This is a genomic window from Streptoalloteichus hindustanus (genome assembly GCF_900129375.1).
GTDB classification, from domain to species: domain Bacteria; phylum Actinomycetota; class Actinomycetes; order Mycobacteriales; family Pseudonocardiaceae; genus Streptoalloteichus; species Streptoalloteichus hindustanus.
Genome location: NZ_FQVN01000005.1, coordinates 210,659 through 234,848 on the forward strand (window position 1 = coordinate 210,659; position 24,190 = coordinate 234,848).

At 69.8% G+C, this 24,190-nt stretch carries 25 protein-coding genes and 1 pseudogene; 16 read left to right on the forward strand and 10 right to left on the reverse strand.

The window, feature by feature from the left end; genetic code table 11:
• Positions 1-257 precede the first annotated feature (257 nt).
• Positions 258-728, reverse strand: a complete 471-nt coding sequence (locus BUE43_RS16940) for a MarR family winged helix-turn-helix transcriptional regulator (RefSeq protein WP_073484243.1) — start codon at positions 726-728, stop codon at positions 258-260.
• A 105-nt stretch (positions 729-833) separates the two neighbouring features.
• Between BUE43_RS16940 and BUE43_RS16945 the strand changes: the two genes are divergently transcribed.
• The 3 genes from BUE43_RS16945 to BUE43_RS16955 all read left to right on the forward strand — a co-directional run bounded on the left by BUE43_RS16945 (position 834) and on the right by BUE43_RS16955 (position 3,307).
• Positions 834-1,391, forward strand: a complete 558-nt coding sequence (locus BUE43_RS16945) for a YceI family protein (RefSeq protein WP_073484244.1) — start codon at positions 834-836, stop codon at positions 1,389-1,391.
• Between the two features lie 103 nt (positions 1,392-1,494).
• A complete protein-coding gene (locus BUE43_RS16950; protein WP_073484245.1) occupies positions 1,495-2,259 on the forward strand; it encodes a pirin family protein in 765 nt (254 codons plus the stop codon).
• A gap of 85 nt (positions 2,260-2,344) precedes the next feature.
• Positions 2,345-3,307 carry a pirin family protein gene (locus tag BUE43_RS16955; RefSeq protein ID WP_234995765.1) on the forward strand — a complete coding sequence of 321 codons (963 nt, stop codon included), beginning with the start codon at positions 2,345-2,347 and terminating at the stop codon, positions 3,305-3,307.
• 210 nt (positions 3,308-3,517) lie between these two features.
• Here the strand turns inward: BUE43_RS16955 and BUE43_RS16960 are convergent, their stop codons facing one another.
• Positions 3,518-4,222: a helix-turn-helix domain-containing protein gene (locus BUE43_RS16960; protein ID WP_073484250.1), complete on the reverse strand. Its 705-nt coding sequence runs from the start codon at positions 4,220-4,222 to the stop codon at positions 3,518-3,520.
• A 57-nt stretch (positions 4,223-4,279) separates the two neighbouring features.
• On the opposite strand from BUE43_RS16960, the gene BUE43_RS16965 reads away from it, so the two are divergent.
• Positions 4,280-5,356 carry a methyltransferase gene (locus BUE43_RS16965; protein WP_200797560.1) on the forward strand — a complete coding sequence of 359 codons (1,077 nt, stop codon included), beginning with the start codon at positions 4,280-4,282 and terminating at the stop codon, positions 5,354-5,356.
• Between the two features lie 18 nt (positions 5,357-5,374).
• Here BUE43_RS16965 and BUE43_RS16970 read toward each other — a convergent pair whose 3' ends face one another.
• Positions 5,375-5,761 carry a MerR family transcriptional regulator gene (locus BUE43_RS16970; RefSeq protein ID WP_327083460.1) on the reverse strand — a complete coding sequence of 129 codons (387 nt, stop codon included), beginning with the start codon at positions 5,759-5,761 and terminating at the stop codon, positions 5,375-5,377.
• A gap of 61 nt (positions 5,762-5,822) precedes the next feature.
• Here BUE43_RS16970 and BUE43_RS16975 point away from each other — a divergent pair, with 61 nt between their 5' ends.
• Together BUE43_RS16975 and BUE43_RS16980 are read left to right on the forward strand one after the other, a co-directional pair.
• The gene (locus BUE43_RS16975) at positions 5,823-6,626 is read left to right on the forward strand and encodes an aminotransferase class IV family protein (protein WP_073484254.1); all 804 of its coding nucleotides are present in this window, start codon (positions 5,823-5,825) and stop codon (positions 6,624-6,626) included.
• 199 nt (positions 6,627-6,825) lie between these two features.
• On the forward strand, positions 6,826-8,121 hold the full coding sequence (locus tag BUE43_RS16980) for a phytase (protein ID WP_234995766.1): 1,296 nt from the start codon (positions 6,826-6,828) through the stop codon (positions 8,119-8,121).
• Positions 8,122-8,226: 105 nt separating this feature from the next.
• Here the strand turns inward: BUE43_RS16980 and BUE43_RS16985 are convergent, their stop codons facing one another.
• On the reverse strand, positions 8,227-8,757 hold the full coding sequence (locus tag BUE43_RS16985) for a class IV adenylate cyclase (protein ID WP_073484256.1): 531 nt from the start codon (positions 8,755-8,757) through the stop codon (positions 8,227-8,229).
• Between the two features lie 139 nt (positions 8,758-8,896).
• Here BUE43_RS16985 and BUE43_RS16990 point away from each other — a divergent pair.
• The 5 genes and pseudogenes from BUE43_RS16990 to BUE43_RS17010 all read left to right on the forward strand — a co-directional run.
• Positions 8,897-9,520: pseudogene (locus BUE43_RS16990) on the forward strand (enolase C-terminal domain-like protein); the annotation flags it as partial.
• 105 nt (positions 9,521-9,625) lie between these two features.
• On the forward strand, positions 9,626-10,378 hold the full coding sequence (locus BUE43_RS16995; protein WP_234995794.1) for a TerC family protein: 753 nt from the start codon (positions 9,626-9,628) through the stop codon (positions 10,376-10,378).
• Positions 10,379-10,440: 62 nt separating this feature from the next.
• A complete protein-coding gene (locus BUE43_RS17000; RefSeq protein WP_073484260.1) occupies positions 10,441-11,268 on the forward strand; it encodes an MBL fold metallo-hydrolase in 828 nt (275 codons plus the stop codon).
• A 293-nt stretch (positions 11,269-11,561) separates the two neighbouring features.
• Positions 11,562-14,729, forward strand: coding sequence for a hypothetical protein (locus BUE43_RS17005; protein ID WP_143174212.1), 3,168 nt, complete (start codon positions 11,562-11,564; stop codon positions 14,727-14,729).
• Positions 14,730-14,822: 93 nt separating this feature from the next.
• Positions 14,823-16,490, forward strand: a complete 1,668-nt coding sequence (locus BUE43_RS17010) for a C1 family peptidase (protein ID WP_073484264.1) — start codon at positions 14,823-14,825, stop codon at positions 16,488-16,490.
• 95 nt (positions 16,491-16,585) lie between these two features.
• Here BUE43_RS17010 and BUE43_RS17015 read toward each other — a convergent pair whose 3' ends face one another.
• Positions 16,586-17,101, reverse strand: a complete 516-nt coding sequence (locus BUE43_RS17015) for an anthrone oxygenase family protein (RefSeq protein WP_073484266.1) — start codon at positions 17,099-17,101, stop codon at positions 16,586-16,588.
• Positions 17,102-17,238: 137 nt separating this feature from the next.
• On the opposite strand from BUE43_RS17015, the gene BUE43_RS17020 reads away from it, so the two are divergent.
• Positions 17,239-18,189 carry an AraC family transcriptional regulator gene (locus tag BUE43_RS17020; protein WP_073484268.1) on the forward strand — a complete coding sequence of 317 codons (951 nt, stop codon included), beginning with the start codon at positions 17,239-17,241 and terminating at the stop codon, positions 18,187-18,189.
• Here the strand turns inward: BUE43_RS17020 and BUE43_RS17025 are convergent.
• Both BUE43_RS17025 and BUE43_RS17030 read right to left on the reverse strand, forming a co-directional pair.
• Positions 18,176-19,060: an erythromycin esterase family protein gene (locus tag BUE43_RS17025; protein WP_073484271.1), complete on the reverse strand. Its 885-nt coding sequence runs from the start codon at positions 19,058-19,060 to the stop codon at positions 18,176-18,178. The two genes, BUE43_RS17020 and BUE43_RS17025, sit on opposite strands and share 14 nt — an antisense overlap.
• Positions 19,061-19,073: 13 nt before the next feature.
• Positions 19,074-19,667, reverse strand: coding sequence for an NADPH-dependent FMN reductase (locus BUE43_RS17030; protein ID WP_073484273.1), 594 nt, complete (start codon positions 19,665-19,667; stop codon positions 19,074-19,076).
• A gap of 97 nt (positions 19,668-19,764) precedes the next feature.
• On the opposite strand from BUE43_RS17030, the gene soxR reads away from it, so the two are divergent.
• Both soxR and BUE43_RS17040 read left to right on the forward strand, forming a co-directional pair.
• Positions 19,765-20,214, forward strand: a complete 450-nt coding sequence (gene soxR / locus BUE43_RS17035) for a redox-sensitive transcriptional activator SoxR (protein WP_073484275.1) — start codon at positions 19,765-19,767, stop codon at positions 20,212-20,214.
• A 171-nt stretch (positions 20,215-20,385) separates the two neighbouring features.
• On the forward strand, positions 20,386-21,036 hold the full coding sequence (locus BUE43_RS17040) for a formylglycine-generating enzyme family protein (RefSeq protein WP_073484939.1): 651 nt from the start codon (positions 20,386-20,388) through the stop codon (positions 21,034-21,036).
• On the opposite strand, the gene BUE43_RS17045 is transcribed toward BUE43_RS17040, so the two are convergent.
• Positions 21,028-21,912 carry a helix-turn-helix domain-containing protein gene (locus BUE43_RS17045; protein ID WP_073484277.1) on the reverse strand — a complete coding sequence of 295 codons (885 nt, stop codon included), beginning with the start codon at positions 21,910-21,912 and terminating at the stop codon, positions 21,028-21,030. The two genes, BUE43_RS17040 and BUE43_RS17045, sit on opposite strands and share 9 nt — an antisense overlap.
• 15 nt (positions 21,913-21,927) lie before the next feature.
• Entirely contained in the window at positions 21,928-22,290 is a 363-nt protein-coding gene (locus BUE43_RS35975) for a DUF6879 family protein (RefSeq protein ID WP_407697126.1), read from the reverse strand.
• Between BUE43_RS35975 and BUE43_RS17050 the strand changes: the two genes are divergently transcribed.
• Together BUE43_RS17050 and BUE43_RS17055 are read left to right on the forward strand one after the other, a co-directional pair.
• Positions 22,253-22,489, forward strand: coding sequence for a hypothetical protein (locus BUE43_RS17050; RefSeq protein ID WP_073484279.1), 237 nt, complete (start codon positions 22,253-22,255; stop codon positions 22,487-22,489). The two genes, BUE43_RS35975 and BUE43_RS17050, sit on opposite strands and share 38 nt — an antisense overlap.
• 23 nt (positions 22,490-22,512) lie before the next feature.
• Complete coding sequence (locus BUE43_RS17055; RefSeq protein WP_083959759.1) at positions 22,513-23,100, forward strand: hypothetical protein; 588 nt, start codon at positions 22,513-22,515, stop codon at positions 23,098-23,100.
• 153 nt (positions 23,101-23,253) lie between these two features.
• Here BUE43_RS17055 and BUE43_RS17060 read toward each other — a convergent pair whose 3' ends face one another.
• Complete coding sequence (locus BUE43_RS17060; RefSeq protein WP_073484281.1) at positions 23,254-23,973, reverse strand: PP2C family protein-serine/threonine phosphatase; 720 nt, start codon at positions 23,971-23,973, stop codon at positions 23,254-23,256.
• Positions 23,974-24,190: the final 217 nt, after the last annotated feature.

A 24,190-nucleotide genomic window follows, 5' to 3' on the forward strand; every position in this document is an offset into this window, starting at 1 on the left:
GGCGCCCTGGTTCCTTTGTCGGAATCACTGGGACGTGTCCCGATCTTCCGCGCTACCGGGGGAAGATCGAAAACCTGAATAGCGGGGCGACAGCTCCTTCGGGCGACCGCCCTGCCAACAGGGGCGCGGCAAACCCGTGTCTGTCACTCAAGTGAGGGAAGATGGTGACTTGATGCGACCGATGGGGCGTTAGTCGGTTCGACGCCGAACACGTCAATCCTCCCAGCGGTGTGCCCACGCGGAGTCGGGGCGCGCTTCTATTCGGCGGGGGAGGCCGGGTCGAGGCGGGTCAGGACCTGGGCGGCGAGCTGGCCCAGGGTGTCGACCTGTTCCGGGGTGAGGGCGTCGAAGAAGAGGGTGCGGACGGTCTCGACGTGGCCGGGCGCGGCGGCGGTGATCGCCTCCCGGCCGGCCGGGGTGAGCGCCACGAACGCGCCTCGGCGGTCGCCGGGGCAGTCCTGGCGTTCGACCAGTCCGCGGCGCTGCATCCGGCTCAGGTGGTGGGACAGGCGGCTCTGCTCCCACTCCAGGGCGCGCTGGAGCTCGTAGGGGCGCAGCCGGCCGTCGGGGGCATCGGTGAGGTGGACCAACACCTCGTAGTCGGCCAGTGACATCCCGGAGTCGGTCTGGAGCTGCCGGTTCAGCGCGGCGGCCAGCCGGGTCTGCATCCGCAGGTACGTCCGCCAGGCGCGCTGCTCGTCGTCGCCGAGCCACCGGGTCTCGCTCATGCGTCCAGCCTAGCTGTTGCATGACATGTCATCCTCTTGAAATAGATGACGCATCATGTATGTTGGGTCCGGTACATGACACGTCATCTTCCCCTGGAGGCAGCCATGACCACCGCCCGCGACCTGACCCCGTTCACCGGCACCTACACCATCGACCCGAGCCACTCCCAGATCGGCTTCGTGGCGCGGCACGCGATGGTGACCAAGGTCCGGGGCGCGTTCAACGACTTCGCCGGCACCGCCGTCTTCGACGCCGCGAACCCGGAGGCCACCGCCGTCACGGTGACCATCCAGGCCGCGAGCATCGACACCCGCAACGCCCAGCGCGACGAGCACCTGCGCGGCAACGACTTCTTCGACATGTCGACCTACCCGGAGATCACCTTCGTCTCCACCGCCCTGCGCGTCACCGGCGACGACACCTTCGACCTCGTCGGCGACCTGACGGTCAAGGGCGTCACCCGCGAGGTCACCGTCCCGTTCACCTACCAGGGCGCGGCCACCGACCCGTTCGGCAACCAGCGGCTCGGCTTCGAGGGCTCCGTCGTGATCAACCGCAAGGACTACGGCGTGACCTGGAACGCCGCGCTGGAGACCGGCGGCGTCCTGGTCAGCGACAAGATCACCCTGGAGTTCGAGATCTCCGCGATCCGCAACGCCTGACCGACCGCTCCCCGGCCGCGCCCGGCCGCACCGCCGGCTCACCCCCTGGCCGGCGGCGCGGCCGGGCGCCCCTCTCGCGTCACCAGCCTGGAAAGGGCATCCGATGCGTACCGAGCTGACCCCGCGTGTCGACGTCCGGCGCGCCAGCGACCGGTTCACCACCAAGGTGGCCTGGCTGGACTCCAAGCACTCCTTCTCGTTCGGCCACCACTACGACGAGGCCAACACTCACCACGGCCTGTTGCTGGTCAACAACGACGACGTCGTGCGGGCGGGCACCGGGTTCGATACCCACCCGCACCAGGACATGGAGATCGTCACGTGGGTCCTGCGGGGCTCGCTGGTGCACCAGGACTCCGAGGGGCACAGCGGCGTGATCTACCCGGGGCTGGCGCAGCGGATGAGCGCGGGCACCGGGATCCTGCACTCGGAGAAGAACGACTCCTGGCGGCTGCGGGGCGGTGCCGCCCACGACGAGCCGGTGCGCTTCGTGCAGATGTGGGTGGTGCCGGACGAGGCGGGCATCTCCCCGGGCTACGAGCAGCTGGAGATCGACGACGAGCTGCTGGCCGGGGGACTGGTCACCGTCGCCTCGGGCATGGCCGAACACGAGGCCGCGACCGCCATCCGGATCAGGAACCGCTACGCGGCGTTGCACGCCGCCCGCCTGCGGCCCGGCCAGCACGTCGAGCTGCCCGAGGCGCCGTTCCTGCACCTGTTCGTACCGCACGGCGTGGTCGAGCTGGAGGGCGCCGGCCCGCTCGGCGCCGGCGACGCCGTGCGCTTCACCGCCACCGGTGGCCAGCGGGTCACCGCCACCGAACCCGCCGAGGTCCTCGTGTGGGAGATGCACGCCACCGTCGGCTGACCACCCCCGCCGGCGCCCGCCGGGCGTCCTGGCCCCAGGCCGGAACGCCCAGCGGCCGTCCGGCGCCGAGCCCTAAGGTCGGATGATGACCACCGAGCAGGCGCTCTACACCGTCCCCGTCGCCGATGTGGCCGAGCCGGACAGCGTGCTGCTGCCCGGTCACGACGTGCCGCTGGGCCGCTACACCACGGTGCGGCGGCTGTTGCCGCACCGGCAACGGCGCATGGTCGGCGCCTGGTGCTTCGTGGACCACTTCGGCCCCGACGACGTCTCCACCCGCCCGGGGATGCAGGTCCCGCCGCACCCGCACACCGGGTTGCAGACCGTCACCTGGCTCGTCGATGGGCTCATCGAGCACCGCGACAGCCTCGGCAGCCACCAGGTGATCGCGCCGGGCCAGCTCAACCTGATGACGTCCGGCCACGGCATCGCCCACTCCGAGTTCACGCCGCCCAAGCACCCGCCGGGCATGCACGGGTTGCAGCTGTGGGTGGCGCTGCCGGAGGAGGCCCGCCACGGCCAGGCGCGGTTCGAGCACCACTCCGAGCTACCGGTGCTGCGCGAGGGCGACACGACGGTCACCGTCGTGGTGGGTGAGCTCGGCTCGCTGCGCTCGCCGGCGCGCGTGCACACCCCGCTGCTCGGCGTCGAGGTGCTGATGGCCGGCGGGGGCCGGCAGCGCCTGCCGCTCGACGCCGGATTCGAGCACGCGGTCCTGGTGATGTCCGGGGCGGCACAGGTCGCCGGCGCCGAGCTCACCCCGGGCTCCCTGCTGTACCTGGGACAGGGGCGGCCCGAGATCCGGATCGACGCCCAGGAGCCGACCCGGCTGTTCGTGCTCGGCGGCGAGCCGTTCGACGAGCCGCTGGTGATGTGGTGGAACTTCGTCGGCCGCTCGCACGAGGAGATCGTGCGGGCGCGTGCGGACTGGATGTCCGGCCAGCGGTTCGGCGCGGTCGGCGGCTGCGCGGCCGACCCGCTGCCGGCCCCGGAGATGCCCACCGTCCGGTTGAAGGCCCGCGACCGCCACGGGCGAAGGCTGGGCTGACCCCGGGGCCGTCGGACGACCCGGGTCCACCGGGGCGCAGGTCGGGACTTTCGTCCACGGCACTACCCCGTTCGGCCGAGCCATGCTGGTACCAGCGACGAGGGCACGCCCACCGGACCGGATCGGGGCCGGTCGGGGGGAAGCCCGGAGGTTCGGGGGAACCGGGTCGCGTTCTCGGTCCCGTCACACCAGGGCGGACGGGACGAGAGGTCACCGGGCGGGGTGGTCGGATTCGGGGCCGACCACCCCGCCCGACCCCTTTCCGGCCTGCGGGACGGTTGACCGCCGGGCGCGGTAGGCGCGCTGCTGACAGGCACGCGAACAGTACTTGCGGGGGCGTCCACGCGCTGACCGCGTGACGACTCCGCTACATCCCGGGCACCGCGTGATGCCTGCCTTTTCGTCACACCGACTGTCTCCGGCGCCATTTTCGTCACGGCCCGCGTCGGTGTGGCCCCCGCGCGCCTGGGCGGCGCGGGCGGCGGCGACGAGGTCGGACTCGGGCACGCGCCCGCGCGGCGTGTGCGCGACGAGTTCTCCCTCCAGGACCGGGCACTGGGCCGCGATGTCGTCGTCCTCGCACTTCAGGAGATGGGCCAGGTAGCGGCGCGCGGCCTCCATCGCCTCCACCCGCCGTTCGAGATCGGTGATCTGCCCGGCAATGGTGTTCCGCCATTCCCGCAGGTCAGCCCTGCCGGAGGAGACGACGGCCGCGCGGTCCAACGGCATCATGCCGGTCACGCAGCACAGGTAGGCGAGCCCGATCCGCCGGAGGTCACGCTCCCGGTAGAGCCGGCGGTGGCCGTCGCGGCCGGGCGGGTCGAGCACGCCCTGTCGTTCCCACCACCGCAGCGTGGACGGGGTGAGGTCGTACAACGCGGCAGCCGCGCCGATGTGGACGGCGGAGTCGGTCATCCGTTCATTTGACGTGAAGTGAACTTCACGCGGCAAGCTCAAGTTAGCCCACCCTTAGTGACGGGAGAGGACGCGGCGATGACGGCGGGAACCGGTGCGCGCGACGAGGCGCGGCAGAAGGTGCGGGACTGGTTGACGGGCTCCACGGCGACCCACGTTCTCGGCGCGGTCACGAGGATGAACCTCGCTGACGCGATCGGGGACGGCGAGGCGGACGTCGACGATCTCGCCAAGAAGTACGACATTCCCGTCGACCGGTTCTCCCGGTTCCTGGGGGCGCTGCTGGAGCTGGGCGTGTGCGAGCAGCGGGCGTCCGGCGGGGTGGCGCTCACCGAACTCGGCTCGCTGCTGCGTCCCGGGCAGCCGGACTCGCTGCACGACCTCGTGGTGTTGATGTCCGACGAGATCACGCAGCGGTCCTTCGCCGGGCTGGAGACCTGCGTCCGCACCGGCCGCGCGTCCTTCGAGGAGGCCTTCGGCACCTCGATCTTCGCCTACCTCGCGCAGAAACCCGAACTGTCCACTGTGTACAACGCGGCGATGGGCGCGCTCTCCGCCGAGGTCGCGGAGGCGGTCGCCGAGCACTACGACTTCGGCCCGTTCGCCACGGTGACCGACGTCGGCGGGGGCAACGGGACTCTGCTCAACGCGATCCTGCGCCGCAATCCCCACCTCGACGGAATCTTGTTCGACAGCGCGGAAGGCGCGGCGCAGTCCGCCGAGACGATGCGGGCCGCCGGCCTCGCGGAGCGCTGCGCCGTCGTCACCGGCGACTTCTTCCGGTCCATTCCGGACGGTGCGGATCTCTACCTGCTCAAGTCGATCCTGCACGACTGGACCGACGAACGCGCCACGGCGATCCTCCGCCGCTGTCGGGAGGCGATGTCGGCGCGCAGTCGGCTGCTGGTCATCGAGAAGGTCCTGCCGGACACGACGGGACGTGGCGTCGCGAGGGACGCCGGCCTCGCCGACCTCACCATGATGGTGATCTACAGTGGACGGGAGCGCCGCCGCGCCGAGTTCGAGTGGTTGTGCGCGCGGGCGGGGCTCTCCGTCACCAACGTCGTTCCCCTCCACCGGGACGGGTTCGCCGTGATCGAGGCCGTGCCGACCGGCCCCGCCGAAGCGGTGTGAGGACGGGGAGTTCCCCCGTCACGGAGCCGACAGCTCGGTGGCAGGTCCTTCGGTATCGGGCTCCTCGGCGGCGGCGATGATGGTGGCGAGCGCGGCCCGGGCGTTCTGGAGGGCGGAGATCTTGTTCTCCAGCCCGGAGAGCTGCTCCCGCAGCGTCCCTGCCGCGCAGCTCTGCAACTCCGGCCCCGGACCCTCCACACAGGGCAGCATCTGGCGGATCACGGCGGTGGGCAGGCCGGCGGCGAGCAGCGCCCTGATGTTGTGCACCACGCCCGGAGCGTCCTCGGCGTAGCGGCGGTGGCCGGAACCGGCGCGGTAAGTCAGGAGCAGGCCCTGCTCCTCGTAGTAGCGCAGCAGTCGCGGACTGACACCGGTCTCGCGGGCCAGCTCCCCAATTCTCATCATCACGTGAACTCCGTCACCCGCGCTTGAATCTCACACCCATGTCAGATCCTACGTTGGTCCCATGACCTCGTTCGTCGCTCACCACAACGACCGTCCGGCCACCGCCGACGAGCTGGCGCCGCTCGCCTTCGCCGGCTACGCCCACTTCACCGCCATGCAGGTGCGCGGAGGTCAGGTCAGGGGACTGGACCTGCACCTGGACCGGCTGCGGGTCGCCTCGCTGGAGCTGTTCGGCCGCGCGCTGCCGGACGACCAGGTGCGGGCCGCCCTGCGGGCCGCGCTGGCCGTCGGCCCGGCCGACCTCTCGCTGACGGCCACGATGTACTCGCCGCGGGGGGAGTTCACCGGGTCCGGCGAGGACGTGACGCCCGAGGTGCTGGTCCGCACCGGACCGCCCTCGTCCGGTCCGGAGGGCCCGCTCGCGCTGACGGCGGTCGAGTACGAGCGGTTCCTGCCGGCGGTGAAGCACGTCGGCGAGGTCGGCAAGAAGTACTTCATCCGCCAGGCGGAGCGCCGGGGCTTCGACGACGCCGCCTTCGTGGACCGCCACGGCCGGTTCAGCGAGGCGACGATCTGGAACCTGGCCTTCTGGGACGGCACTGCGGTGGTGTGGCCGAAGGCCGACATGCTCGTCGGAACCACGATGGGCATCGTCCGCCGGCAGCTGGACCGCCTCGGCGTCCCCCAGCGCGTGCAGGAGGTCACGGTGGCCGACGTGCCGAACCTGGCGGGCGCGGTGGTCATGAACTCGTGGACCCCCGGAATCGCGGTGCACCGCATCGATTCGGTGTCCCTGCCCGAGGCGCCGTCCTTCGTCGACCTGCTCCACCGCGCCTACCAGGCCGAACCGCTCACCACCCCCTGACTCCCGTCTCTCCCGCCAAAAACAGCGAGGGCGCCCTCCCACCTGGAGGGCGCCCTTCCGCTGTGCACCGCGACAGCGTCCCGGCCACGGCGCGTTCACCGGGCAGCCATGTGATCAACACGTCATGTGCACGCCGGGACTCCACCGTGATGATGCGACAACACAGCGTCATCTGGTCGATGCGAAGGAGTCCTCACCCGTGACACGGCGTCGTTCGCTCTGTCCGGCCGCTCTCACGTTGGGCGCGGCCGTCCTCACCCTCGCCACCGCCCTGCCCGCCCAAGCCGACGCGCGCGCGACCCCGAAGGTCCACCCCCGCGCCGAGACTCCCACGCTGTACAACGACAAGGACGGCGGCAAGGCCAACGCCGACGACCCGGCGATCTGGCGCGACCCGAAGAACCCCGCCCGCAGCCTGGTGATCGGCACTGCCAAGAAGGGCGGCCTGCGGGTCTACGACCTGGACGCCAGGGAGGTGCAGTCGATCCCGGCTCCGGAGCGCGACGACGACGACAACAAGCGCGGCCGCTTCAACAACGTGGACCTGGTGCACGGCATGCGGCTCTCCTCGGGCCGGGCCGACCTGGCCGTGGTCAGCGACCGGGGCAACGACCGGTTGCGGATCTACCGCATCGACCGGGACAACTCCGACGGTCCGCTGGTCGACGTCACCGATCCCGATGCCCAGCCGGTGTTCTCCGCCGACCAGGACGAGATCAACGAGCAGCGGACCGCCTACGGCCTGGCGACCTGGAGCGACGCCCGCACCGGCCGGTCCTACGCGGTGGTCAGCCGTCGCCACCGGACGGACGTCGCGCTGCTGGAGCTGACCGCCGGCAAGGACGGCACGGTCGGCTACCGCACCGTCCGCACGGTCAAGCTGCCCTCCTCCTTCCGGCTGCCGAACGGCAGGTCCTGGACCCCGTGCGCCGGGCCGGACGAGCTCCCGCAGGTCGAGGGCATGGTGGTCGACCCCGCCAACGGCACGCTCTACGCGGGTCAGGAGGACGTCGGCATCTGGCGGATGCGGGCCGACCTCACCGGCGAGCCCGTCCTCATCGACAAGGTGCGCGAGTACGGCGTCCCCGGCACCTACGACGAGGACAGCGAGAAGTGCACCCCCGGTGACGACCCGGGCTACGGCGGCAAGCACCTGGCCGCCGACGTCGAGGGCCTGACCCTGGTGAACAAGCCGAACGGCGAGGGCTACCTGCTGGCCTCCAGCCAGGGCGACAGCACCTTCGTCGCCTACGACCGCAAGCCCGCGAACGACAACAGGTACCTGCGCAAGTTCCGCGTCGCCGCCTCGTCGAAGGTGGACGGCTCCGAGGAGTGCGACGGCGCCGCCGCGCTCCACGAGCCGCTGGGCGACAAGTACCCGCAGGGCCTCCTCGTCGTCCAGGACGGACACGACACCCCGGCGGACGACGACCGCGAGGCCACCAACTTCAAGTTCGTCGACCTCAGGGACGTCCTCAAGGTCGTCTCCGGCTGAACCACGCACCCCTGACCACCCCTCCGCCACCAGGCCCGCGACTCCGGCCGGCCCCGGACGCGCGCCTGGTGGCGGAAGGCCAGCTCCCTTGCGAGGCGGTGGTGGTCAGAAGCGCAGTTCGGGGATGGTGTTGAGGTCGATGCCGTACCCGGCGTAGATCTTGATGGTGTTCTCGCCGGTCAGGTCGGCTTCGCTGTGGCCCAGCAGTCCGGCGACCCTGACCACCTCGTCGGTGGACCCGGCCTCGATCTCCAGGTAGGGCGGGATGCGGGGCCAGGTGTCGATCTCGACCTGGGCGCCGTCCAGGACGAAGCTGGTACGTCGGTTCTCCTGGTAGGACTTCGCGGTGAAGCCGAGCGCTTCCAGCAGCGCGTGGGTGGTGGCGAAGTCGTCGACGCCCACTTCGATCTCGTGGGTGCCGTCGATGGCGTCGCTGGTGATCTGCTTGACGCTCAACGTGGTCTCGTCGCCGGTGTCGCGGAGCCTGATCCACCGGGACCGGTCACCGGGTGTGATGTCGTAGACGTGGCGGCGCAGGAACCGTTCGCCGAGCTTCTGGCCGCCCTTGTCCAGAATCAACCGTTCCATGGCGTCGGCGTCGATGTCGAGGATCTTGGCTTCGTGCTCGATGGGCACCGCGGGAACTCCTTCCGAGGGCGATCAGTGACGGACGTTATCCGGCGAGGCGGGCGGTGAGCCGCTGGTACTCCGCTTCGCGCAGGGCGAGGATCTCGGCGCGCTTCGGGCTGGTCACGAACTCGTCCAGCGGCATGCGCCGGACGGAGCGATCCGGGTGGACGCCAACGGCGTCTGGGAGGTCGACACCGCCGTTTCCCACATCCGTCAGCTCGACAGGGCGGCGGGTGGGCTGGAGTACGTCGAGCAACCCTGCCGGACCATCGAGGAACTGGCCGCCGTGCGCCGCCAGGTGGATGTGCGCATCGCCGCCGACGAGTCGATCCGCCGCGCCGAGGATCCGATGCGCGTGGCGGTCGCGGGCGCGGCCGACGTAGCCGTGATCAAGTGCACCCCGCTCGGCGGCGTGCGACGCTCGCTCCGGATCGCCGAGGCGGCCGGGCTGCCCTGCGTCGTCTCCTCGGCGCTGGAAACCAGCGTCGGCCTCGCCGCCCAACTCGCCCTTGCCGGGGCACTCCCCGAACTGGACTTCGCCTGCGGGCTCGGCACGCTCTCGCTGCTGCAAGGCGATGTCGTGGCCGACAGCGACTCACTGCGCCCGGTGAACGGCTACCTCCCAGTACCCCGCACGCCACCCACCCCCGATCCCGCCCTGCTCGACACCTACGAGCTGACCGACGCTGAACAAGCGGCATGGTGGCGCGAACGGTTGGTCCGTGTTCGAGCCGCACTCGACCCGGCTCGTGTTTCCGGCGACACATGACGTACACGCGACACCAGCCGGGGGTGTCGCAATCCGGGAGAACAGGGCAGTCGTGTGCCATCCTGCCGGCGCCGGCACGCCGGAGGAGGAGGCCACTTGGACTGGATGCTCAGCCCCGAGCTGTGGATCGCCTTCGGCACGCTCCTGCTGCTGGAGATCGTGCTCGGGATTGACAATATTGTGTTCATCTCGATCCTCGCCGGCCGGCTGCCCGAGCACCAACGGCAGCGCGCCCGCGTGCTGGGCCTGTCGCTGGCGCTGGTCACCAGGCTGGCGCTGCTGGCCTCGCTGTCCTGGGTCATCGGGCTGACCGCGCCGCTGTTCGCGGTGCTGGGGCAGGAGATCTCGGGTCGTGACCTGATCCTGTTGCTGGGCGGGCTGTTCCTGATCGTCAAGGCGATCTACGAGATCCACGAGCAGTTGGAGGGCGCGGAGCACGCCCAGCGGGGGAGGGCGACCTCGTTCGCCGCGGTGATCGTCCAGATCCTCGTGCTCGACGTGGTGTTCTCCCTGGACTCGGTGATCACCGCCGTCGGGATGGTCGAGCAGTTGGGCATCATGGTCACGGCCGTGGTCGTCGCCATGCTGATCATGCTGGTCTCGGCCCGGGTGATCAGCGACTTCGTCCAGCGCCACCCCACGGTGAAGATGCTCGCGCTGGCCTTCCTCCTCCTGATCGGCGGCAGCCTGATCGCCGAGGGGCTCGACCAGCACATCCCCAAGGGCTACGTCTACGGCCCCATCGCCTTCTCCATCTTCGTGGAGTTCCTCAACCTGCGAGCCCGCGCGAACCGCGCGAAGGAGCCGGTCCACCTCCACCCGACCTACGTCAAGAACGGCGCGGACGACCGGGGGTGAGCCGGCCCGGCCGCGCGTCCGGCTGTTGACCTCAAGCCCGGTGGAGATTCGACGATGGGCGAATGACGACATGGATCTGCAGCGGGTGCGGGCTGGAGCACCCCGAGTCCCCCGAGCCGCCGGCCGCCTGCGTCCTGAACCGCGGCCCGGTCAGTGTCGAGGAGCGCGGCGACCTCGGCCCGCACGGGACGGGCTGGACCACGCACGAGGAACTGGCCGCGCAGCCGCACGAGGTGCTGCACCGGGACCACGGACGCGACGTGCACAGCCTGCGCAGGGAGCCGAGGTTCGCCATCGGCCACTGGTCCTTCATCGCGCGGACCCCGCGGGGCAACCTGCTGTGGGACCCGCCCGCCTACGTCGACGACCAGATCCTCGACAAGGTGCGTGAGCTGGGCGGCGTCTCGGTGATCGCGACCAGCCACCCGCACATGTTCGCCGCCCAGGTCGCGTGGAGCCACGCGTTCGGTCGGGTCCCCGTGCTGGTCAACGCCAACGACGAGGAGTGGGTGCCGCGTCACGACCCGGTCGTCGAGTACTGGCGGGACACCGTCGAGCCGCTGCCCGAAATCGAGCTGATCCACGTCGGCGGGCACATGCGGGGCAGCTCGGTCGCCCGCACCAGCGACGGCACCCTGCTGGTCGGGGACACGATCACCGGGGTCCCGGTGCACCCGGCGTGGGTGTCGTTCACCCGCAACTTCCCCAAGATCGTCCCGCTGTCGCCCGCCGTGGTGCGCCGGATGGTCGACCGGCTCGACGCCTACGAGTACGACCGGCTCTACACGCTCGGCGGGGACACCATCGACAAGGACGCGAAGCAGGTCGTGCACCGCGCCGCCGAGAGCCACATCCGTTGGGCCAGCGGGGAGTTCGACCACCTCACCTGAGCACCGCGCTGGGAGACTGGGAGGACGCCCCGGCCGCCGAGGCCGGGATTCCGCGAGTGGTTGTGCGCGGCCGCTCGCGGAATCCCCGGCCCGACTTGGCCGCCCGCTCGCGAAAGAGCTGATCCGCGCGGGACGAGCACCTGGCAATCCCCAACTCTGGGGATAGCTCCGTCGCGTGTTTGCCGGGAGGGTCACGGCAACACTGTCGCCTTCGGGAGGACACGCGACATGACCGCTCTCGACAAGGCCGTCTTACCGTTCTCGCTGGTGGACCTGTCCGCCGGGGACGACGCATGAGGGGATCACGGGGGACAGGCCGCCGCCATGTGTTGGCGTGGCGGGGAACGCTGGTTACCGGGGTCGTCGCGGCGCTGCTGACGGGACTCGTCCAACCCGCCGCCGCGGCCGAACCGCCGGTGAAGTTCACCGACGCGCAGTTGGGCGACGCGTTGTTCGCCACCGCCGTCCAGGTCAAGAACACCGGCGTCGAGCTGGACAAGACCATCATCACGAGCGCCGAACTGCTGGACTGGCGGACGAAGAACCCGAACGTGGACGCCGGCGCGATCGCGTCCCATCTCGACGCGGTCCGGTCGGCCATCGACAAACGGCTCAGCCAGACCAAGGCCCGCGGCCCGCACGCCGAGGCGCTGCGCGGCATCACCGAGATCGTCTACGACACGTCAGGGACGCAGATCACCGGCACCTGGATGACCGAGCTGCTCGGCGTGGTGACCGGCCGGGACCTCGCTCCGGGCAGCACGGTCAGCCTCACCACCCTCGGCCGGGTCTACGGGGCGCAGCAGGGCCTCGACCTCAACGTCGCCTTCACGAAGTTCGAGTGGGGTCTGCTGGCGGCGGTGCGCCAACGGGCCGCGACCGACCCGGCGTTCGCCGGCGTCTGGCGGGACAAGATCGGCGCCGCGAAACCGGGCCAACCGTACAGTGTGGACCCGACGGCCAATGTGGCCGCGCTGAAGTCGTTGCCGGTGCTGCGCGACGTCCTCAAGGTGGACGCGCTGGTCGAGCGGGGCGCTGCCGGGAAGACCGCGTTCTACCAGGAGGTGCGGTCGCAGGTCACCGCGCTGCGGCAACGCTACGAGGCCGTCACCAGCCCGCTCGTCGACAGGTTGCGGCTGGTCAGCGTCCAGGAGGGGAAGCCGGGCACCACGCGCCAACCCCCGGACGCCGCCAGGGTCGAGCGGGAGCAGAAGGACCAGGAGACCCGCCAGCACCTCATCGACCAGGTCAAGGGCGGGGCCGACTTCGTCGTCGGCGTGGTGAAGCACTTCGACGAGGGCTTCGGCAACCAGCTCGCGCAGTACACCACGGCCGCCTTCGAGATCGCGACCCAGGTCAACAACCTCGTCACCGCGGTCGGCCAGTTGGCCGCCACGACCGCGCTCGGCGCGGCCACCCTCGGCTACGTCGGGGCCGCCATCGGCGCGGTCGTCGGGATCGTGCAGATCTTCGCCGGACTGTTCGGCGGACGACGCAGCAACGACGAGGCCGCGCAGCAGATGGTGGTGAAGCTGCTGGTCGACGGCTTCGGCGAGATCCGCGCCAACCTCAGGACCATCTACAAGACCATGAACCTGCGGTTCGACCGGATCGACGTCGCGTTGAACACGATCTACCAGACGATGCAGTCGCGGTTCGACCAGGTCGTCACCCTCATCCAGGACACCAACGCCAGCATCGCCGATGTGCACCAACAGCTGCTGAGCCTGCAGGCCGCCGTCCAGGCGTTCGGCGAGCGAGCCCTCGCCGGGATCAAGGACGCCAACGGCCAGAGCTTCGCCGAGGCGGTGGGCGCCTACGTGGACTTCGCCCGCTACAACAACGGCAAACCCATGAGCTCCTACGAGACGCAGTACTTCCCCGCCGTCACGAACTTCCTGACCACCGCGAAGCACACGGCGCGCAACAACAACTACGTGTTCAAGGACTTCCGGCAGTCCGACGCCCGTATCGCGTTCACCTCCAGCGGCACAGCCGGCGCGGTCGACTGGTTGGCCAACTACGCCAACCAGCACTACGGAACCCGGTTCGACGTCGCCGCGGCGGACGCGATGGTCCCCAACGTCGACCTGTGGGCCGAAGCGGCCAGGGCGTACTACCTGACCGCCGTGCAGAACCCGAAGCTGGCCGGGCAGGAGGGGAAGGACCAGGCGCGGGCGGGTGACATCATCGAGAACGGCATGATGGTTCTCAACCACGCCAAGCAGTTCTCCGCTCCGGGTGGCACGGCGGGCACCGCCCTGTTCGACGGACTGGCGAACGATTACCGCGCCAAGCTGGGGGCGTTCGCCGACGCCGCCGAGAACCTCGCAACGCGGGAGCCGGTGATGCAACCGGGGCGGCACTTCCAGCTCTGGGGCGATGTCAACCAGGGCCTTCCGCCGGGCGCGATCAACGGGCTCGGCATGCCGAACACGGCGACGCCCTGCGCCGGAAGCGGGCCCAGCGGCCCGAAACCCCCGTTCGTTGACGGAACGCAGCTACCGGCGCCCATGCAACTGAGCCGACAGATCGACGCCGGCGTGCAGCCGACCGTCTGCTACACCAAGGTCTACTGGCGCACCGGGACGCTGTACGCGCCGATCGTCACCAAGCCCGATCGGACCGACCCGGACACCTGGATCTACCGCAACGTCGCGGACCTGGTTCTGGACGTCGAGTTCCACACGATGGTCCACGGTGAGCACGGTCGCACTGAGCGGGCCACCAAGACCTACAAGCGCGGTTGTAGCTGGCAGACCAAGGGCGCGCCCGGCACCGAAGGGCCGTGCACGGGGGATCTGGCTGCCTCGCTGACCGACGGCGTCAAGTGGGAGGCGGGCGCGGCGTCGACGGTGGCCAACGCCGGCGCGGAGAAGGCGAGACTGGCGCTCAGCGAGCGCAGGGCGAGGTTCTACGAGCTCGTGGCCACCGTCGCGGCCAGGGACTACGCGGACCCCGCCGAGTCGCACGCGTTGAACAACCAGGTGCGGCTCTACCAGGCATATGTCCAACTGGGACTGCCCAGGGCCAGGGAGACCGACGACGAGCTGCACGCCCTGGCCTTCGGAACACACGGACTGATCGGCAACAGCGACAGCAGCCAGGTGTTGTCCGCCATCTACGCCCAGGCCGCGCAGGTCGAACGCGCGACCTACGGCAGGGGCGCGCTGCCGATCGCGATGCTCGACGACAGCGCCGGTGGCAGTTCCCCGCCGGACTGCGGCACCTACCGCGGAAAGGGACGGGACCCGGTCGGGCTCTGCGTGAAGGACATCGGCGCCGACCGGGCCAAGCGCCTCCACGCGAGGATCGGGACGCACCTGGAGCACGTGCGCGCCGGCACCGAGACGCAGACCCTGCCGCTGATCGACGAGGCGCTGGCCAACCTCCGCCTGGTCCGGCAGTACGTCCGCACCGCCCACCCCCAGCCGGGGCCCCAGTCCCAGCCGCAGGTGTAGGGCGGCGGCCCAGTCGCTCTCCGGTAACTGTCCACAGTGGACGTCAGTCCTCAGTAGACAGACAGCTCACCGAACAGGCGCGAAGGAGAAACCGTGTCTGACACGCAGTCTGACAAGCACCTCAACCGTCGTGACGCGCTGCGGCTGGGGATCAGCGGAGCCGCCCTCGCCGGGGCCGCCTCGGCGGGCCTGGCCACCCCGGGTCTGGCCACCGCGGACGAGGCCGCTCCGGTCGAGGCCGCGGCCCGGCCGCGGTTCGAGGACCTGGCCGCGGCGAACCGGCACCGGCTCGGTGACCCGGTCGCCCACCGGCGTGCCATCGCCCGGGCCGACGAGGTCGCCCGGCGCGAGGGCCTCGTCCAGCTCCCGGAGCGGAAGCTGGCCGGCGACATCGTGCTGCTCACCCAGTACCAGACCGGTTTCCGGAACCAGGGCGCGCGGGGCACGTGCTTCGCCTTCGCGGCCGTCGCCGGGATGGAAGCCGCCTACAAGCGCAAGTACGGCGTCGAGCTCGACCTGTCGGAGCACTACGCCTTCCACATCGGCAAGGCGGGCGAGCTCTACCCCGACTACGTCACCAACCCGGCCCGGCACGAGAACAACAGCTCCTACTGGGGGTTCCAGGGCAGCAGCGACATCGTGGACCTGCTCGCCAGGGCCGCGATCCCCGAGGAGTCCCTCGTGCCCTACCTCTCGGGCGCGGACATGGACCGGCTCAGGACGAGCACCCCGGCCTGCGGGAACCTCGACTGGAACTCCACGCAGGAGGAGCTCGACGCCTTCGAGTACCTGGAGGCGAACGTGTCGACCCGGGCCCGGCACTTCGCCAGGTACCGGGTCACGCGGTTCGGCGCCTTACCGTGGTCGCCGTCGTCGAGCCAGATCGAGTCGGTGATCGCCGGTGGGCACGAGGTGGTGGCGGACGTTCCCGGCCACTGCGTCCTGATCGTCGGCTTCGACCGCAGGCGCCGCGTCTACGTCGTCAAGAACTCCTGGGGCGAGGGCAGGTTCATCGAGCTGGGCTACGACTCGAAGGACTGGCCGATCCTCGCGGGCCGGTACGTGATCGACGTCGACGACCGCAACGCCGCGCCGCAGTGGGACGCCGGGTGGATCGGCCGGTGGAAGATGGACCACGACGGCTGGCGCGGCGACCTGGTGATCCGCCGCACCACCGGCTACCGGTCCAGCCAGGGACAGCCGACAAAGCTGGGCAACTACTACCGGGACGGTCGACGCTACGACGTCAACGGGCTCACTGTCCAAAACGGACAGGGACTGCGCTTCTGGGTCGCCGACACCACCGACCGGGTCGAGCCGGGCGCGCGGCGGGGCCAGGAGTTCCACGCCTACCTGTTCAGCTGGGACAAGGTGAACGCGGCGGGAACGACCACGTGGAGCGGCATTCCCTTCGGCGTCAGCCTGTCCCGGTCCGACCTGCCGGGCCGGCCCACCCGGGGCTTCGTCGCCAACGACTGGATCGGCCGGTGGGCGATGAACCACGACGGCTGGCGCGGAACGCTGAACATCACGTCCGCGCAACCCCTCTCGGCCACCTACGTCGCGTCGGACGGCCGGTCGCTCCCGGTCAGCGGCGGCGTGGAGGGCGGCCGTCCGCACGTCCTGCGCATCGTGATCCCGTTCGCCTCGGACAACCGCCAGCAGTTCCAACTGTTCGCCCACACCTGGGAGAAGGAGGTCTTCTCCGGCCTCACGCAGTGGGGTGGCCTGAACTTCGGCGTGCAGGGCCGCAGGACCTGACGCCGCCGAGCTGACTCGTCACTGATCGACCGGTGGCCCGCGCTCCGCCGAGCGCGGGCCACCGCCTGCCTGTCCGTCGTTCGTCGTCCGTCGGGTCACGTCCCGGCCCTGCCGGTGACCCGGCCGTAGAGGACGAGTGCCCAGACCAGGCAGCCGAAGGCGGCCGTCGAGGTCAGCGAGCGGACGACGTTCCACCGGACCCACACGGCCTCGAAGCGCTGCCGCACCGCGGCGAGATCCTGGATCTGGTCGGGGTTTCCCGCCGCTTCCAGCTCGTTGTTGAGCGGCACGTTGACGACCGCGGTGATGATCCACGTCGCCAGGCTCAGCGCGAACGCGGCCACGACCCACAGCAGCACCGGCCGGCGGTCGCTGTCGAGGTTGAGGAGCGCGGCCGCGGCGGCGAAGACCAGCGTCCCGACGAAGGCCACCAGGAACCAGCCGTTGAGGATGACCCGGTTGACCGACTGCATGGTGGCGACGAAGCCCCGGTCGTCCACCTTCCCGAGACCGGGCATCACCGCGATCGAGAAGGCGGAGAACAGGCCCGCGACGAGTCCGGTGCTCACCGTCGCGGCGATCATCACGGCGCACCGGAGGAATCCGGACATGGCGTTCTCCTCGGAAGATCGTCGAGCGGCCCCGGCGCGAGCCGGCCCGGGCGTCACGCCATCAGTCAAGCGCCCAGGCCCTGGACGATCCATAGCTGAGAAGCCAGAGAACATAATCGAGCGTCTACACTCGGCACATGGACGCGCTCGCCGGGCTCCTCGACGGCCCCCGGGCCCGAGGGGCCTTCTTCGTCCGGTCGGTGCTGGAGCCGCCGTGGTCGCTCCGCGTCCGGGACGAAGCGCCGCTGACGCTCATGGCGATGACCGAGGGCGAGGCGTGGGTGACGTTCGACGGCGGCGAGCCGGCGCACGTGGCCGCCGGCGATGTCGCGATCATGCGCGGCCCCGGGCACTACACCGTCGCCGACGACCCGGCGACACCGCCGCAGGTGATCATCCACCCCGGACAGATCTGCACCACAGTGGACGGTGATCCCCTGGCGGAGGCGATGAGCCTCGGCGTCCGGACCTGGGGCAACAACCTCCGGGGATCAGCGGTGATGGTCACCGGGACCTACGGGATGCGGGGGGCGATGAGCCAACGGATGTTGGGCGCGCTCCCGGAGTTGGTGGTGTTGCCCGGCAGCGCGTGGGACTCCCCGCTGCTGGACCTGCTCGCCGCCGAGGTCGTCAAGGACGAACCCGGTCAGGAGGTCGTGCTCGACCGGCTGCTGGACCTGCTCCTCATCGCCGCGCTCCGGGCCTGGTTCGCCCGGCCGGAGGCCGACGCCCCGGCCTGGTACCGGGCCAGCGGCGACCCCGTGGTCGGCCCGGCGTTGCGGCTCCTGCAGAACAACCCGGCGCACCCGTGGACGGTGGCCGCGCTGGCGGCCGAGGTCGGGGTCTCCCGTGCCCTGCTGGCTCGGCGGTTCACCGAACTGGTCGGTGAACCGCCGATGACCTTCCTGACCGGATGGCGCATCGCCGTGGCCGCCGACCTGCTGCGCGAACCCGACGCGACCATCGGCGCCGTCGCCCGCCAGGTGGGGTACGGCAGCTCGTTCGCACTGAGCGCCGCGTTCAAGCGAGAACGCGGCGTCAGTCCGCAGCGACACCGGGCCAACAACGCCCGCCTCAACCGGCGATGAGGTGAGCGGGGGTCACGTGCCGGTGGTGTCCGACGACGTCGAACCAGTCGCCGAACGCACCGTCGGACAGGTGCTCCAGCGGGTCCTGGGTCGGCCCGATCATCCGGGTCTTGGTCGGGGCCTCCAGCCAGGCCCGGACCGCTTCGGGGCGCGCGACGCGCAGGTCCAGCAGGAACGTGTCGAGATCCGTGGCGCTCAGCGGGGTTTCGGCGAAGTCGGCGGGCGGGGCGGTGATCGGCCAGGGCAGCGCACCGTCCTCAAAGGTCAGTCCGACGGACAGGTACCCGCTTCCGAAGCGCTCACGCAGGTGTCCGCCGAGGCTGCCGGGAGCCACCGCCGTGTGGGCGATGCCACCCCAGTAGACGATCTTGTCGCCGGTGTGCTCGTGCCACCAGAGCACGTCGTCCGCGAGCTGCCTCTCCAGCTCGCGGCGGGTCGTGGGCTCCAGCCTGGCCCCCTCGGGCAGTCGGGCGAAGCGGACCTGGTCGTGCGGGTGGCGCTCGTTGTGCTCCCGCATCCACGTGACGACGTCGAGGATCTCCCCGGTCCGGAGGAACGGTCGTGCCTCGGCGAGCATCGCGAGGGGGTCGCCGTCACCGGTGCGCACGTACTCGTCGAGCCCGAGCCGCTCCGGGTCGTCGCCTTCGAGGGCGAGAGTGCGAAATCCCTTCTCCTCGACCAGGAAGCGGAGAGCCCGGTGGGCGGTGGTCGACAGCTCGTGGGTCTGCCGCGTGGAGCACCCCAGGGCCACGAGAGGGGCGTCGCCCACGATGTCGCCCCACGGGGACTGGTCATCGAGCGGAGCCCAGGCGTCCTGTGTGGACAGAGGGTGCGCGTGCCGTTTGATCCACTCGGTGACGGTGTCGGTCATGGCGATCCCCCTCTCAGACGGTGTACGGCCGGGCTGTGCGGCCGTCGCGCAGCGTCCGCGCCCACCAGGCGAGCTGGTCGAGCATGGTCTTGGCGGCGGCCGCGCAGGCCGTCGGATCGGTCGGTTGTCCGTCGGCCGTGAACCGGTCCCATACCTGGTGGAAGCTGACGGTGTCGCGGATCGTGACGGCGTGGAGCTCGGCGAAGACCAGCCGGAGCTGCTCGACCGCGCGCAGGCCACCCGAGATGGCGCCGTAGCTGACGAAGGCGACCGGCTTGGCGTGCCACTGCCGGTTGTGCCAGTCGATGGCGTTCTTCAGCGAGGCGGGAAAACTGTGGTTGTACTCCGGGGTGACCACGACGAACGCGTCGGCGCGGTCCAGGCCGGGCGTCAACACCGAGAGGGCGCGGGCCGCCTCGGGCGTCAGCTCGGAGCCGTGCGGCCGCAGCGACATCGGCAGGTCGATCTCGGCCAGGTCGATGACCTCGACCTCCCAGTCGGCACGACCGCGAGCCTGGTCGGTGATCCAGTTCGCGACGGTCGGGCCGAACCGGCCCTCCCGCACGCTGCCGACGATGACGGCGAGTCGGAGTGGATTCGTTGCCATGGAAGACCCTTCGCTGCACACAGGGCGGCGACGTCCGGCGCCCTCGGGAACCAGGCTCATAGGTCAACCAAGGTTCAGGTCAAGCTAGGTTGGTCCCGTGTCACATTCCGAGACGCTCGCTCCCGAGCTGACGATCGGCGAACTGTCCGCGCGCAGCGGTGTGCCCACCTCCGCCCTGCGCTTCTACGAGCGCAAGGGGTTGATCAGCAGCCGCCGCACCAGCGGCAACCAACGCCGCTACCACCGCAGCGTGCTGCGCAGGCTCGCCTTCGTCCGCGCCTCGCAGAGCGTGGGCATCCCGCTCTCGGTGATCGAGGGCGTGTTGCAGTTCGTGCCGCAGGACGCCGCGCCCAGCCGGGAGGTGTGGCTCAGGGCCTCCGAGTGCTGGAGCACGGCGATCAACGAGCGCATCGCCAAGCTGGAGCGCATGCGCGACCGGTTCACGGAGTGCATCGGGTGCGGGTGCCTGTCGTTCGACCAGTGCCACCTGGTCAACCCCGGGGACAAGCTCGCAGCCGAGGGAACCCACCCGCTCCTCGAACCCTGACCTCCTGTCCGCTGCGCTCACCGCCCCCTCCCTATTATTCCTCATTCGGTCTATCATGGGGACAGATAGGGTGCGAAGCATGCGTGCGTGTGCCCGCTCCCGGTGCCGCACCCAGGGGAGGACTTCGCGGTGAACCAGGAAAGGCCCCTGTTCCAGGCGGTCGCCGAACACATGGTCACGCTGCCGGCCGGTGATATCACCCTCCGCGACGAGGGCAAGAAGACGAACTGGATGGTGGAGGTCGCGGCCTTCCAACTGGCGCGGTATCCGGTGACCCGCGAACTGTTCCGCGCTGTCCGCGGCGAGGAGCTGGAAAGCCTGGCTGGACCGCGTGTTCCGGTCACAGGGGTTTCCTGGAAGGACGCCGTCCAGTTCTGCGACCTGCTCTCGCGGTCGGCGGGACTCAAACCCTGCTACACCACGGGCGACGACCCGGACGCACTGGACGTCACCTGCGACTGGACCGCCGACGGCTACCGCCTTCCGTCGGAGGCGGAGTGGGAGTACGCCTGCCGCGCGGGCACTTCTGACGTCCGCTACGGAGAGCTGGACGAGATCGCCTGGCACCGGGCCAACTCCGGCGGCGAGGCGCACGACGTCGCGACCAGGACGCCGAACCCCTGGGGCCTCCACGACATGATCGGCAACGTCTGGGAGTGGTGCTGGGATCTCTACGACCCCCGGGTCTACGGCCCGTACCGGGTGTTCCGAGGCGGCGGCTGGAACGACGTCCCCCGCAGCTGCCGGGCCTCGTGCCGCCGCAAGAGCCACCCGACCTTCCACATCGACGACCTCGGCTTCCGCCTCGCCCGCTCACTCTGAGGTCTGCTCCCCGTGCCCGCGGGGACGGGCGCTGTGTGCTTCTGCGATGGACGCCGCGCATTTGACCAAAATGCGTCGCGCGTCATCACCTTCGGCTGCAACTGACCACAGCATGTCGGCAAGCTTGTGGTACGTTGCCAGACTGGCGGGAGAGTCTGTGTTGATTTCGGTATCCGCGGTTTCGATGAGAACCCGGTTTCCCACGATCCAGAAGCCAGTGGTGGGAACTGCGGGCAGCCTCGTGTCGAGCGGGATGATCCCGAACCTGACCGTGGGCAGGCTGAGCAGCGCCAGAATCCGGTCGATCTGTGCGACCATGACCTCTGGCGGGCAGACGAAGTAGCGGAGAGCCGACTCGCACATCAACAGCTCGATTCGCTTCTCGCTGTCGTACAGTGCTCGTTGTCGTTCCAGTCGGACGCGCACCGCTTCGTCTGTGTCGTGCGGTGTTTCCTGAAACTCTGCCGAAGAGGTGAAGACGTGACGTGCGTACTCGGCTATCTGAACCAACCCGGGAACGACTACGAGCTCGAACGCCCGGATGGTCGAGGCTGAGTTTTCGATTTTGCCGCTGTAGCGCTGTCGTTTGCCGTGGCCGGATCGGAGTTGCACTTTCCACGAGTTCGCCGCGATTCGGATCTGACGCAGTTCGTCGCGCATGCGCGCGATCACGGCCTCCGGCGCCCCGACAGCTCCGAGCCATGCCGAGACGTCGGAGTCCGTAGGGTTCTGGCTGCCGTTCTCGATCTTCGACACCTTGGACGGGTGCCAGTGGGCCTTGCCCGCGAGCTGCTTGCCGGACAGGCCGGCTTCGAGGCGGAGGCGTCGAAGCTCGTCGGCGAATTCGAGCCGACGGTTGTCGGGGCTGGTGCTCACGGGCTCCTCTTGGTGCTATGGCTGCATGTAGTCGTTGAACGCGACTGCGTGTCGCCACGCCGTGTCGCGCCACGATCGGTATGGCGCCACGGTAGCTGGGTCCGTGAGCAACTCGGCTCCGTTCAGGGGCGACCTCGCCCCGCGGAGCGTGGTCAACGAAGCCACGTTACTGGGCTTCGCCTGCCGGTCCCCGCAGTTCCTCGACGCCGGGCTCTGGCCTGTCTCACCGTTATGCTCGCCGCGGCTGATCCGGTTCGGAGAGCAGCTCCCGATCGAGTGGCGACGGAACAAGCGGATCTGCCGGGACCGACTTGCCCGTCTCGGCTTCTCCTGAGACGTCGTGCATCCACCGCTGCGGGAGAACTTCCGGCACATCATGGAGTACGGCCTGCGTGAGTACGGAGTGCCTTTGCTCGGTCGGCTGATCAAGGACTCGGTTCTGGTTGACCTTGGCTATGTTGCTGGCGAACAACTGCGGGCCGCACACGAGCGGTACACGATGGGGACGAGTCCAGTTGACCTTCTGCTGTTCCCGTTCCTGGCGACCGAGTTGGGGCTGCGGGCGCTCACGCAGTGACAGTCGGAGGTGGGGGAGAACCCATGTACTACGCGATGCGCCCTGCGGTCCCCGCCGACCGTGACGATGTGGTCGCCATGGTGCGGGCGCGCGCCGAGTGGATGCGCGTTCACGGGCACGGCCGTTGGGTGAGCTGGCACGGCATGGCTGACGTGCTCGGCGGCCAGATCGGCAACGGGTGGCCGGTGTGGGTCCTCACCGCCGGGCGGTCGGTGCTCGGTTGCACCACGGCGACCGAGGAAACCCCGGAGTTGGGGTGGACCGAGCAGGAGCGAACCGAGCCGGCGCTGTGGTTGCAGTCGACGGCGACCTTTCCCAACCACGACGGCCGTCATCCGGTCGGGACGCTGATCGCGTTCTGGGCGCTGGACCGGGCCGCCCGCCTCGGGGCCGCGTGGGTGCGACGTGGGGTGCTGACCAACGGTGCGGGCGACAACGTCGGCTTGGTCCGGTACTACCGGTGGCAGGGGTGGCGGGTCGTGCGTGCGTGCCGTCACCCCCGCAAGGAGGGGGTGATGGTGTGGTCACTGGCTCGCCCCGCCGAGCCGCAACCCGAACTGTCCGGCATTCTCCGGGAGGTCGGCGCCATGCTCCCCAACCACGCGCGGTGAGGCGCGAAACCGGGTCTGGGTGTCCACAATGGACGGAGGTCCCGGCGTCGGGGCCTCCGTTGTGATCACTTCTTGACGGGCGTGATCGGCTGCGTCTTCTCGTTGTCACCCCCGTAGTCGTTGGTGTTACCGTCGTTGCCGCCGCTCATGTGGTCACCCCCTCTCGGTTTTCGGATGCGGGTGTGGCACCACCAGGACGGTGATGTCGTCTCGGCTCTTCTCCCGTCCGGCCTTCACGATCTGCTGAGCGCACATTTCCGGATCGCCGGAGTGTTCCCGCACGATGTCGGTCAGCTCGGAGTCGGTGAGCCGGTGGATTCCGTCCGACGCGAGAATGAGCAGGGGCCTGTGGGTCACGAAGCTTTCCACTCCGTGGTACGACGCGCGAGCCAGGCTGTTGGTGATGACGTTGTCGTACTTCCGGGCCTCCTCGTCGGAAAGCCCCTCCTCTCGGAGCATCTGCCCCTGAGTGTGCGGCGTCGTCAGCCGCGTGACCTCCTGTTTCTCCGGGTCGTAGCCGTAGGCCGCCGCGTCCCCCGCCCACGCGACGAGGGATTCGCCGTTGGGGAGCATGGTGGCGACGACGATGGTTCCGCTCGGCGCCGGGTGTTCCACTGCCGGGTCCTCGCAGAGCTCCGCCGCGATCATCACGCCCCGCACTGGCGTGCGGCGCGCGGCGATCCTCACCGCGGTGGCGGCGGCGAGCTGCGCGAACTCCGCGACCTCCGGAGTGGAACCGGTGCCGTCGACGATCGCGACGGCGAGCCGGTCGTGGAACTGGTGATGGGCGTGGGCGTCGGCGTTGAGCGGGCGCTTCGGGCCCTTCTCCGTCGCGACGCCGATGACAGGGCCAGAGGTGTTCGTTTCGGCCATGGCTGCACTTTCTACGGGATGTGGTGGCCTGGTCAGAATCCTGTGTCGCCGGCAGTCAAACAATCCTTCTTTCGGGTGGGGGCTGAGTAAATGGGCGAAAACTCATGCCGTTACCCGCCAGGCGTGGCGACCCTGGCGGGTAACGGTGGGTACGGTAATCGGGTGCGGTCGTAGAGCGTTCGATAAACCTCCCTGTGGTCGTTGTTGAATGCAGGCG